Origin of the sequence: Bradyrhizobium genomosp. I (2014) (genome assembly GCF_000261685.1) — a bacterium.
In the GTDB taxonomy this organism is placed as follows: Bacteria; Pseudomonadota; Alphaproteobacteria; order Rhizobiales; family Xanthobacteraceae; genus Bradyrhizobium.
Map to the genome: position 1 here is coordinate 1 of NZ_AJQE01000169.1, position 10,644 is coordinate 10,644.

Sequence of the window (10,644 nt, forward strand, 5' to 3'; positions counted from 1 at the left end):
GAGGGTGGCGGCGTCCGCGGAACGCCGCCGCAAACATCGCGCCCTGCTCGCTCGTCTGCACGATCCTGACCATCACATCTCGCTCCGGTGGATAAATGCTGAAGCGGTAATGCGTCTCCATCGCCATGAACGGCGAAACGTAAAATTCCTTCGCCTGGCTCTGCCGTATTGTGCAGCCCGGTCGCGCATCCTGCACGGGCAGGATGTAGGAATGCATGTCCCCGAAGGTGTTGCGGACCTCGTAGATCAACAGTGCGAGATCGCCGGACGCGTCGTAACAGAAATAGACGGAAAGCGGGTTGAACACGTAGCCCAGGACTCTGGGATAGCAGAGAAGGAGAACGCGACCGCCCGAGAGCTCGACGCCGCGCTCCGCCGCCAGTCGTCGGGCGTACTGGCTCAGGCACCTGCCTTTGCTGTCGCCGTGATCGCACTCGTGGAAGCTGAAGGGGGCTGCTCGGTTGATACCGAACAGCCAGGACTGGCGATCCGCTTCGTTCAAACGATCCAGGTCGATCAATAGGCTCATCACGCGATAGGTGAACCGGTGTTGCACGGGCCGCCACCTCGCGTGCATCACTTTTCCCCAGTAGAGCGCGGCCGGCGCTGTCGCATTCTCCGCTTCGGCAGTTTTCGTGCGGGCCATCGTGCTACTCGGCTGCCTGGACCAGGAACGAGTCCGGCCGCCGCCACGGAACTTCGCAGCCAAGCGCGTCGGCAACGGAGATGCCGGCCTGCAAGCCATCCTCGTGAAAGCCATAGCCGGTCCAGGCTCCGCAGAACCAGGTCCGGCGGCGCCCTTGAATTGCGGGGAGCCGTCGCTGCGCCGCGAACGCTGCCAGGTCGTATTGCGGATGGGCGAAGCTGAATTTTCCAAACGTCAGATGGGCCGCCGGCTCGAAAGGAGGGTTGAGACTGACGAACAATGGCTTGCAGTCGTCTATGCCCTGCAGCCGATTCATCCAATAGGTCACCGCAACGTCGTTCTGGACGGGCGTTTGTCGCGGCCATTGCAGGAAGTTCCAGGATGCCCATGCCTGGCGGCGCCTGGGCATGAGATTCCGATCGCGGTGCAGATAGACGGTGTTGGGGGCATATCTGATCGCGCCGAGAACGGAGCGCTCCTGGGCGTCGGCATCCGACAGCGCCGCCAAGGCCTGATCGCTGTGACAGGCCATCACGACGGCATCGTAAGTCTCCGCACCACCATGACTGTCGCGGATCGTCACGCCATGCTCCGCTCGATGGATCGACGTCACTGCACAGCCTAGCCGAATGTTGTCCTTGAATATGGCGGTGAGCTTGTCGACATAGCGCCGGCTGCCACCCTCCACGGTCCGCCAGCGCGGCCGGTCCAGGTGCAGGAGCCGGTGGTTGTCGAAGAAGGCGACGAAGTTCTCCGCTGGGAAAGACAGAATGTCGGCCGACGAGGACGACCAGATGGCCGCCCCCATCGGTCCAAGATAATCGGAGAAAAGGCGCGGCCCGAACGATTCCTTGCGCAGATACTCGCCGAGCGTCAGGTTGTGCAGCCGGCCGGCGCGCAAGTCCGCCGCGCTCTGCCTGTTGAATCGCAGGACCTCGGCCAGCATGCGAAGATAGGATGGCGATGAGAGGTTGCGCGGTTGTGCAAACAGGCCACAAACAGTCTGCAGAAAGGTCTCGCCGCCTCCCCGCCATTCGAACCGGCCATGATCGGCGGACATGGCGAAGCTCATGCAAGTCTCGACGGTCCTCACGCCCAGCTGCGCGAACAGCGCGGTCAGTTGTGGATAATTCGCCTCGTTGAACACGATGAAGCCGACATCGACGTCAACGGCCACGCCATCATAGTCGACGCGAACGGTATGGCTATGTCCGCCCGGGCGCAGCTCGCGCTCGTACACCGTCACGGCATGGCGTTTCGACAGCAGCCACGCGGCAGCATTGCCGGCAATTCCGGTCCCGATCACGGCCAAACGCATTCTCTGTCGCCCCCACTGGATACCGTCAATACGGTGCTCGATACGGTCGCTGCGCAAGGAAACGTTCGGCGAGATGGCGCGGATCACCTTGCGGACCATCGGCCGACCCGCCGCCGAGCGCGAAACCGGCCCCTGCAGTCGACGTATCGAGGAGAGGGCAATTCTGGTGAGGGCATGGTTTTGGTGCATGTTCAGGCAATAGGCGGTATTGCGCTGGCCCTTTGTCTCCTGATGGGACTGGCCTGGGTCGTTCAGCAGCGTACGGGAAACTCCGGATGGGTTGATGCAATCTGGTCCTACGCGACCGGCCTCGTTGGCGCGGTCGCCGCTCTGTGGCCTCTCGCCGACGACACGCCGGCACGGCGGGTGCTCGTTGCAGGGCTCGTGCTGCTTTGGTCGGTGCGACTCGGCACGCACATTGCGCGCCGGGCCGCGGCAGGCATCGACGATCCGCGGTATGCGAGCTATGCGCGTCAATGGGGGGCTGCGGCCCCCCGCCGGATGTTCTTTTTCCTGCAATCGCAGGCGCTGGTCTCGGTGCCGCTGCCATTCGCCGTCTTCCTCGCGGCGCACGCTTCCGAGCCCGGATTGCGACTGCAGGACTACGCCGGAGCCGTCATCATTCTGGCAGCCGTCGCAGGCGAGGCATTGGCGGACCGGCAATTGCGCCGGTTCAAGCTCTGCCCATCCAACGCCGGGCTCGTCTGCGATGCCGGCCTTTGGCGGTGGTCGCGTCATCCGAACTATTTCTTCGAATGGCTGGGGTGGTGGGCTTACCCGGTCATCGCGCTGCCGCCCGGATATGCGTGGGGGTGGGCCAGCTTGGCAGCGCCGGCAATCATGTACTGGATACTCGTGCATGTGACGGGGATACCCCCGCTCGAGGAGCAGATGCTGCAATCGCGCGGCGACCGCTATCGGGAGTATCAGGCACGAACCAATGCATTCTTCCCATTGCCGCCGAAACACGCACATTGATGGCCGGTGGTTGTTGACTGCACGCAAGCGGGCGCGAGTGCGCGGATATGATCCGGCGTGGCTCGCCGTTCGTTAATCCGGTGCCGGGTTCGAGAAGCCGGGCAGATGCAATCGGACGGGAATGCGGACATGAATCTTCTCTTTACCTATCTTTCGGTGGCCTTGACCTTCGTTGCAATCGACATGGTCTGGCTCAAGATCATGGTCGAACGGCTTTACCGGCCGGTGCTGGGCGACATGTTGCGCGGCGAGCCCAATCTGGCGGCCGCTGCAGCATTTTACTTGCTGTATCCCATCGGTTTGATCTGGTTCGCGGTGCTGCCCGCGCAGCAAGACGGGAGTGCGCTACGCGCCTTCACGTCCGGCCTGATGCTCGGCTGCTTCAGCTATGCGACCTATGATCTCACCAATCAGGCGACCCTTCGGAATTGGTCGACCGGGCTGACACTTGCGGACGTTTTCTGGGGATCGTTTCTCGCCGGTGTCAGTGCCTGGATCGGATTTCTCGTCGCTCGAAAACTGGCACACTGAGCCGAGAACAAGCGTGCCAGGCTGAGTTAGATATCTCTTCGCCGTCCGGTCAGGTCGAACGTCTCCCTGGTTTCCGCGATCCTGTCGGACAAGGATCGGAATGCACTTTGAGCCTGCAGCTTCGTATCTTCGTCGAGCAAGAGGCTCGCGAGGTCGACGAGTTGATCGCTCATGCGCTCCATGGCGGCAAGCAGCTGATCGAGGCAGGCTCCGGGATCGTCGGCTCCGACACGTTCGACGTCGATCGACAGCGCTTCGAGCCGTGCGATCGAAGAGACGAGCCGGTCCCCGCACTCTTGCTTGGGAAACGCGATGATCTCTGCAGCCATGCGCGTTCTCCGGCTTCAGGCCGCCGCCGATGCCGCAATGCAATCCTTGCGCATCGCCAGAATGGTTCGATGCAGCCAGGTCTTGATGGTCCCGACCGGCACACCGAAGCGCCGTGACAGGCTGGCGCGGCTCTCGCCTTCGAGATAAGCGAGAGCCACCAGCCTGCGGCGATCGTCCGGCAAACGAGCCAATGCTCTGCGCGCAATCGGCTCGGCACTGGCGTAGTCGAAATCCTCGATCGATGACGCGCCGGCTCCCGCCGAAACCAAGAGCGCTTCGTCCAGTTCGTAGGTTGGCTGCCTTCTGGCCCGGTGATGATCAATTGCGGCATTCCGGACGACCGCGGACATCCAGGCCATCGCCGGGGCGCGTCCGGCATCGAACCGGTCGGCGTTGCGCCAGATCTTCAGAAAGGTTTCCTGGAGGATGTCGTCGACGTCGTGAGGCGAGGCTCCAACGGCCAGCGCTATCCTGCGTAGCCGATCTCGTGTCAGCGTATGGAGCTCTGCGAAGGCACGTGTCTCGCCTGCGGAAACGCGCGCCAGGAGCTCTGGCAGCCTCTCGCTCGGCCCCTGACTCGCCAGGCTTGAACCGGCCATGTCCGTGTCTCCCTTGCGTTTGTTTCGAAACGCTCCGGGCGCATGTCTGGATCACCCCCGGGAGAAGGACTTGAGAAAATCAAAGTCGCACGAACGGCCCGATCAGTCGGCCGAGAAAACCGTTCATGCGCAGATCGCCGGTCATTGCGACCAGGCAGACGCATGGGCCTTCGTCCCCGACGATGGGACGATGCTCGATCTCGTCATCACCGTAATCGAAATCACCAGGGCCAAAGCGTCCGCCCTCGTGGCTGAAGCTGCCCTCGAGGACGAGGGTCAGTTCGGTGCCGGTGTGCGTGTGTTCAAGCATGCGCGAGCCTGGCGCGGACCGAAGCAGAAAGGCGCGCGCCTTGCCCGAACCGGAAAGCTCGATCGGCCGCATGCTCAGACCCGGTGCGATGCGCCGGCGCTTGCCGATGCGATACTTTCGCAGTGCCGGCGGAAGACCATGATTGGCGTCGGACGTGAGGGGCGGCGCCGCTTCGCCTTCCGGAGAGCTGTCAATTCGCGACATGACGCGGTCGAACGCATCTGGTGCGATCGGCACCGGCTCGACATCCTCCAGCGCTGCTCCCGCAAGCTGCTCGATGGCCCGCACAAAACGGGCGCACCGGGTGCATCCTGCCACATGAACTCCTACGACCAGCTGATAGGCCTCTTCCAGCTTGCCGGCCGCGAAATCGGCCAGAAGATCTTCAGGCGGGTGGTGGCTGATCGTCATGCTTCTTCGTCCAATATGTCTCTCAACCGGTTCATCGCCAGCCTGATCCGCGACTTGACCGTTCCGAGCGGAATACCGAGCAGGCTCGCGATTTCAGGATGCGCCCTCTCCTCGATGAACGACAGCCTCACCACCATGGATTGCTCTGTGGAGAGTTGCTCGATGGCCGACTCGATCCGTGCGGCATCCTGCACCCGCGAAATGATGGCATCTGCCGATTCGGCTGGGTCCGGTGCATCTGGCAGCTCGGAATCGGTATGCAGACGGTTTGCCCGCGCTCTGCGACGGAATAAATCGATCCGCAGGTTGCGCGCGATCGTGAATATCCAGGCCGCCGCGCCCGCCGTCGCAGGATCGAAAAGGCTCGCCTTCCGCCACACGGCGATCATCGCATTTTGGGCGATCTCCTCCGCCTCGTCGGAGCTGCACCCGGCTTTCTGCATCAGGCCCTTGATGCGAGGCGCGAAATGCTCGAATAGCCGCTTGAAGGCGGCCCGGTCACCGTGAGAGGCGACGCGTCCGATCAAATCAGCCCAGTCCACCTTTGCCTTCGGCCCTTTGCTCGCACCAATCGACAGCCGCGCCTCACCCCGCCGGGGCACGCGAGCTTCAGCCCGGATTGGCACATCTATAGCCCGGATAGCAGCGATCATAGCGCCTCGACAAGCGATCTCCGAGGCTGAGAACGAGGGGGAACAGGCCCCGGATCACTGTGCAGTGCCCGATTGTTGGTTCCAACCGGCATGCCTGCACCCGGCCATTCCTGGCACTCTGCTTGCTCAGTCAGGACCCAAGCCAAGGTCTCGGCGAAGAGGCCGTATCAGGTTGAGGCAAGCGATGCAGAAAGTGTCCCGTTCTGGTGCTGCCGGTGAACTCCGGCTCGATGCGTTGATCGCCGATTTGTGGTGGCGCGTTCGACTCCTAAACACCGACATCCTCGAGGAGGAGACGCGGGCCGGGGTGTCTGACGTGCAGCAGCCGACATATCCGCTGCTCGCGCTCAACCTTCGCGCGCGACGCGACAACCTGGTGTCGACGATCGGCGTGCTCGAGCAGCGGGCGAGATCAACGTCGGAAGCGGCTTGAGAGCGGTCTCCGGGCCGGCGGCTGTGCCACGCCGCGCGGCGGGGGCGCAACGAGCATCGTCGCATGGCTCGAATGCCTCCAGCGCTTGTCGGGGGCATGAGTTGAGTTCCCGCCACGCCTGCCTGTGATATTGCTGGTCTCGGCAATCCCCGCGAGGCCTCCATGCTCCCGATTCCCGCCGACATCTTCACCGAGCCCGAGGACGTCTCGTCCGACGGCCTCGCCAATCTCGGCCCGCTCCGCGCCCTCGCCGGCACGTGGCAGGCGGACAAGGGCATCGACATCAATCCGAAGGCGGAAGGGCCGGAGCGGCGGACCTTCATCGAGCGCATCCGCATGGACCCGATCGACCCGCAGGCCAATGGGCCGCAGCTGCTGTACGGGCTGCGCTACCACATCCACATCAACACGCCCGAGGAAGACATCACCTTCCACGACCAGGTCGGTTACTGGCTGTGGGAGCCCGCGACCGGGCTGATCATGCAGACACTGGCGATCCCCCGCGGACAGGTGCTGCTGGCCTCGGGCAAGGGCGGGCCGGATGACAGGACGATCACGGTCACCGCGAAGCGCGGCGACACTGCTTACGGGATCTGCTCGACTGATTTCCTGGAACGAGCCTTCCGCACCGATGCTTACCGCTGCGACATCACCTTCAACGACGACGGCAGCTGGACCTATCTGATCCAGACCGCGTTGTTCGTGCGCGGCGCGCCGACCAATCATCGCGATACCAACACGCTCCAGCTGGTTGCGCCGCCAAGGCTCAATCCGTTGGCGGTGATCGTCAACGGTCGCGCCGGGCGCGGATCCGCGGCCTGAGTGCTACCCGGAGGATTGCATGAAACCGTATGTCATCTGTCTGATGCACTCCAGCCTCGACGGTCGCACGCATCCCAGCCGCTGGCGCCCGAAGGGCGCAGGGACAGATTGGTTCGAGAAGATCCATGACGAGCTCGGCGGCGATGCCTGGGTGATCGGCCGCGTCACCGGTTCGGAGTTCGCCAAGGGCAAGCCCTATCCCGCGACGGACGCAACGTTCCCGCGCGAAAACTGGTTTGCGCGGCGCGATGCGAAAACCTTTGGCGTCGTGCTCGATGCACAGGGCAAGATTGGCTGGGGGCGCGCGGACATCGGCGGCGACCCCATCGTCGTCGTGCTGACCGAGCGCGTACCTGATTCGCATCTCGCCGGCCTGCGCGGCGAAGGCGTGTCCTACATCTTTGCCGGCAAATCCGAGATCGACCTCGCGCTGGCGCTGGACATTCTCGCCCGCGAGCTGGGTGTAAAGCGTCTGCTGGTGGAGGGCGGCGGCATCGCCAACGGCGCGTTCCTGCGCGCCGGTCTCATCGACGAATTCAACCTGATCCTCAGCCCCGCAGTCGACGGCGCAAAAGGCGCACCCTTCGTGTTCGACTCGACAGAGGCGGACAGCGAGCGGCGCGCGCCGATCACCGCGATGACGCTGGAGAGCACGCGCGAGCTCGGCGGCGGCGTCCTGCTGCTGCGATACCTGATCAAGAACGATCCGCAAGCCGCGAGCCGGTAAAGCGCGGCCATGTCCGACACCTCCGAGCACATCGTCATTGTCGGCGCCGGCGCGGCCGGCCTGATGGCGGCGCGCGAGCTGGCGCGTGCCGGCCGGAAGGTGACGATCCTGGAGGCGCGCGAGCGCTGTGGCGGCCGCATTCATCCGCTGCCGGCCTCGGAGTTCGGCTATCCCGCCGATGGCGGCGCCGAATTCGTTCATGGCGAGGCGCCGGTCACGCGCGGCCTGCTGCGCGAGGCCGGGCTGTCGCTTCAGGAGATCGAAGGCGAGCAGTGGAGCTTCGACGGGACGAAGCTCGCGCGCGAGGAGCGCCACGATCCCCATGAAGCGCAGCTTCAAGCCATCCTGCGCGACTTGAAGAATGACCTCACCGTCGCCGACTTCCTGCGCCGGCATTTTGCCGGGAGTGACTATGCGCCGATGCGCCGTTCGATCGAGCGAATGGTCGAGGGGTATGACGCGGCCGATCCTGAGCGCGCGTCCACGCTGGCGTTGCGCGCGGAATGGATGGATGGCGGGCACGCCCCGCAGGCGCGCATCGATGGCGGATACGGCGCGATGATCGACGTGCTGGCCGCCGACTGCCGCAGGCACGGCGCCACCATCCGCCTCGGCAGCGTCGTGTCGGCCATTGCGGAGGAGGGCGGCGCGGTGACCGTTCGCTGCGCCGGCGGCGATGTTCACGCCTGCGATCGCGTGATCCTCACGGTGCCGCTTCCGCTGCTGCGCGAGATCGCGTTGCCGGCGGCGGCGCGCGCGAGGCTTGCTGCCGCCGACGACATCGGCTTCGGCAACGTCATCAAGATACTGCTGCGCTTCGCGCGGCCATGGTGGCGCGCGCGCAAGGAAAATCTCGCGGACATGACTTTCCTCTTGTCCGACCAGGCGATCCCGGTGTGGTGGACGCGCTATCCGGACCAGCATCCCGTGCTCACGGGCTGGTTCGGCGGCCCGCGCACGATCGAGCTGGAAGGCCTCGATCCGCAAGGATTGATCGATGCCGGGCTCGACTCGCTCGCCGCCGTCTTCGGCCTGGCGCGCGACGACATCGCGCGCGAATTGGTGGCGGCGGCTGCGACCAACTGGGCGCATGATCGCTTCGCCCGCGGCGCCTATTCGTGGGCGACGCCACGGACGCGCGAGGCACAAGCGATCCTCGCACGTGCCGACGGCCGGGTGCTCTTTTCCGGGGAAGCTCTCTATCGCGGACGTGACATGGGCACGGTCGAGGCGGCGCTCGCGAGCGGCCTGGAGACGGCGGGGACGATCCTGCGCGAATGACAAAAGAGGCCCGCATCTCTGCGGGCCTCTCGTCCTGTGTCCTACCAGCGTCCGCTGCCGAAGCTGAACGTCACGCCGGGACCGCCGCCGTAATAGCCGTACGGTCCGCCGCCGTAATAGCCGTGGTGCCTGGGGTAGTAGCCGTAGCCCCGGTAGTGCGGACGATAATAGCCGTGGTGATGATGGCGCCAGCGATGGTGATGGCGCTGGCCGTGATGGTGATGCCGGTGCTGCGCGCTGATGTCGGTCGAATGGCCGGCTGGCGTGTTCGGCTTCGCGCTTGAATTGCCGGCCGCGTTGGCTGCCGATCCGCCGGCAAACGCCGCAGCACCGAGGGCGATCGCGGCAATCAGATACTTCATGTCGTCACTCCAGTTGAATGTCGTGCGACAACACATGGGAGCCGGCTGGGTTCCGGCCAGTGCGGGCGTCGAAACGACGCAGCGTGCGACGTGCGATCTCGCGCGAATGATCGTATGTCGTGAGGTGTATCGTCGCATCGCCGGCGCTCATCGCGCCGCCGCCATCACTTCGCCGCGAATGATGCGATGACCTCGTCTGCAGTGACGATTCGCGCGAATTCGCCATTGAGATTCGACAGCGTCATGGCGTGGATCTCCTCGGCGGAATGCGCCTCGCCGTCGGGCCCGACGCGGTCGAACGTCCAGGTCGCATCGCGCACCAGGCGCGCATCGAAGCCGAGATTGCCGGCCATCCGCGTCGTCGTCTCGACGCAATGATTTGTGGTGGCGCCGCAGATGACGAGCGTGTCGATGTTGCCTGCGCGCAGGCGCGTCTCGAGATCGGTGCCGATGAACGCGCTGTTGACGCGCTTGACGATCACCGCCTCGCCGTCCTGCTCGCGCGCCTCGTCCTTGACCGCGTAGCCGGAACGCGATGGCAGAAACGATGAATTCGGCCTGGTGCCTTCGTGGCGGATGTGGAAGATCGGCGCGCGGTTCGTTCTGAAGGCCTTCAGCAGATCGACGATGCGCACCACCGCATCCGGATTGTTGCGCCGCTTGCCCGCCGCCTCCCATTCGTCGAATGCGCGCTGGACGTCGACGACGATGAGGGCGGGGAGGGAGTGGGGCATCGTAGACGCTTCCGGAGTCTTGTCGGCGCGACTATGGGAGGCGAGCAGGAAAGTGCAATGCCAATCTTCCCTCGTTTCGGGACGGGGACTTGCAGCCCGGATGCGCGGAGCGATATCCGGAAAGACTGTTCCGGCATTTCGCTCCACTCACGCCGGCTACGCGCCGCTCGTGCCCCGGACGCAGCGCAGCGTCTCTTCGACGGTGCGCTGCAGAGCCGGGGCCCCTCTTTCAAGGGGAGCCCTTCGCGGCATGGGTCCCGGCTCGGCGGAGCAGCGCTCCGCGCTGCACCGCGTCCGGGACACGAACGTTGCGCGAGCTATGCTCTCACGGATGCGGATCGGGAAAGCCGTGACGTTCGGAGAGTGCGGCGAGGATCGCGTCCTTGTCGGCAATGAAGGCGCGGCCCGCATGGCTGCCGGTCTGGTGCGGCGATGTCGCTCCGTCTGCCAGCACCAGCAGCGGCAGCGACTGATTTTGCTCGCCAACCAGTGCGATGACCGGCTGGCGC

15 protein-coding genes are annotated in these 10,644 nt (G+C 64.6%); 6 read left to right on the plus strand and 9 right to left on the minus strand.

The features are described 5' to 3' along the window. The coding region (locus IC50_RS16280) for a DUF1365 domain-containing protein (RefSeq protein ID WP_035706552.1) at window positions 1–646 on the minus strand (646 nt) is incomplete at its 3' end. Window positions 647–650: 4 nt separating this feature from the next. Then, a complete protein-coding gene (locus IC50_RS16285) occupies window positions 651–1,964 on the minus strand; it encodes an NAD(P)/FAD-dependent oxidoreductase (protein ID WP_035706591.1) in 1,314 nt (437 codons plus the stop codon). A 174-nt stretch (window positions 1,965–2,138) separates the two neighbouring features. Between IC50_RS16285 and IC50_RS16290 the strand changes: the two genes are divergently transcribed. Together IC50_RS16290 and IC50_RS16295 are read left to right on the plus strand one after the other, a co-directional pair. Next, a complete protein-coding gene (locus IC50_RS16290) occupies window positions 2,139–2,942 on the plus strand; it encodes a DUF1295 domain-containing protein (RefSeq protein WP_035706556.1) in 804 nt (267 codons plus the stop codon). Between the two features lie 57 nt (window positions 2,943–2,999). After that, complete coding sequence (locus IC50_RS16295) at window positions 3,000–3,473, plus strand: DUF2177 family protein (RefSeq protein WP_333938126.1); 474 nt, start codon at window positions 3,000–3,002, stop codon at window positions 3,471–3,473. Between the two features lie 26 nt (window positions 3,474–3,499). Here IC50_RS16295 and IC50_RS16300 read toward each other — a convergent pair whose 3' ends face one another. The 4 genes from IC50_RS16300 to IC50_RS16315 all read right to left on the minus strand — a co-directional run bounded on the left by IC50_RS16300 (window position 3,500) and on the right by IC50_RS16315 (window position 5,665). Continuing rightward, on the minus strand, window positions 3,500–3,802 hold the full coding sequence (locus IC50_RS16300; RefSeq protein ID WP_035706561.1) for a hypothetical protein: 303 nt from the start codon (window positions 3,800–3,802) through the stop codon (window positions 3,500–3,502). A gap of 15 nt (window positions 3,803–3,817) precedes the next feature. Beyond that, the gene (locus tag IC50_RS16305) at window positions 3,818–4,402 is read right to left on the minus strand and encodes an RNA polymerase sigma factor (RefSeq protein ID WP_035706564.1); all 585 of its coding nucleotides are present in this window, start codon (window positions 4,400–4,402) and stop codon (window positions 3,818–3,820) included. 79 nt (window positions 4,403–4,481) lie between these two features. Next, complete coding sequence (locus IC50_RS16310; protein ID WP_035706567.1) at window positions 4,482–5,123, minus strand: ChrR family anti-sigma-E factor; 642 nt, start codon at window positions 5,121–5,123, stop codon at window positions 4,482–4,484. After that, the gene (locus tag IC50_RS16315) at window positions 5,120–5,665 is read right to left on the minus strand and encodes a sigma-70 family RNA polymerase sigma factor (protein ID WP_035706568.1); all 546 of its coding nucleotides are present in this window, start codon (window positions 5,663–5,665) and stop codon (window positions 5,120–5,122) included. The genes IC50_RS16310 and IC50_RS16315 overlap by 4 nt, the downstream gene beginning before the upstream one ends. A 295-nt stretch (window positions 5,666–5,960) precedes the next feature. Here IC50_RS16315 and IC50_RS16320 point away from each other — a divergent pair, with 295 nt between their 5' ends. The 4 genes from IC50_RS16320 (at window position 5,961) to IC50_RS16335 (ending at window position 9,039) form a co-directional block, all read left to right on the plus strand. Beyond that, window positions 5,961–6,209: a hypothetical protein gene (locus tag IC50_RS16320; RefSeq protein WP_035706569.1), complete on the plus strand. Its 249-nt coding sequence runs from the start codon at window positions 5,961–5,963 to the stop codon at window positions 6,207–6,209. A gap of 162 nt (window positions 6,210–6,371) precedes the next feature. Further along, window positions 6,372–7,031 (plus strand): FABP family protein, encoded by a 660-nt coding sequence (locus IC50_RS16325; protein WP_035706571.1) that lies wholly within the window; start codon window positions 6,372–6,374, stop codon window positions 7,029–7,031. Between the two features lie 19 nt (window positions 7,032–7,050). Then, entirely contained in the window at window positions 7,051–7,758 is a 708-nt protein-coding gene (locus IC50_RS16330) for a RibD family protein (RefSeq protein ID WP_035706577.1), read from the plus strand. Between the two features lie 9 nt (window positions 7,759–7,767). Further along, complete coding sequence (locus IC50_RS16335) at window positions 7,768–9,039, plus strand: flavin monoamine oxidase family protein (RefSeq protein ID WP_035706580.1); 1,272 nt, start codon at window positions 7,768–7,770, stop codon at window positions 9,037–9,039. Between the two features lie 41 nt (window positions 9,040–9,080). Here the strand turns inward: IC50_RS16335 and IC50_RS16340 are convergent, their stop codons facing one another. The 3 genes from IC50_RS16340 to IC50_RS16350 form a co-directional block, all read right to left on the minus strand. Next, the gene (locus IC50_RS16340; protein WP_035706583.1) at window positions 9,081–9,401 is read right to left on the minus strand and encodes a hypothetical protein; all 321 of its coding nucleotides are present in this window, start codon (window positions 9,399–9,401) and stop codon (window positions 9,081–9,083) included. A gap of 164 nt (window positions 9,402–9,565) precedes the next feature. Then, window positions 9,566–10,135: a cysteine hydrolase family protein gene (locus IC50_RS16345; protein WP_035706586.1), complete on the minus strand. Its 570-nt coding sequence runs from the start codon at window positions 10,133–10,135 to the stop codon at window positions 9,566–9,568. A gap of 325 nt (window positions 10,136–10,460) precedes the next feature. Beyond that, the coding region (locus IC50_RS16350; RefSeq protein ID WP_035706588.1) for a DUF3088 family protein at window positions 10,461–10,644 on the minus strand (184 nt) is incomplete at its 5' end.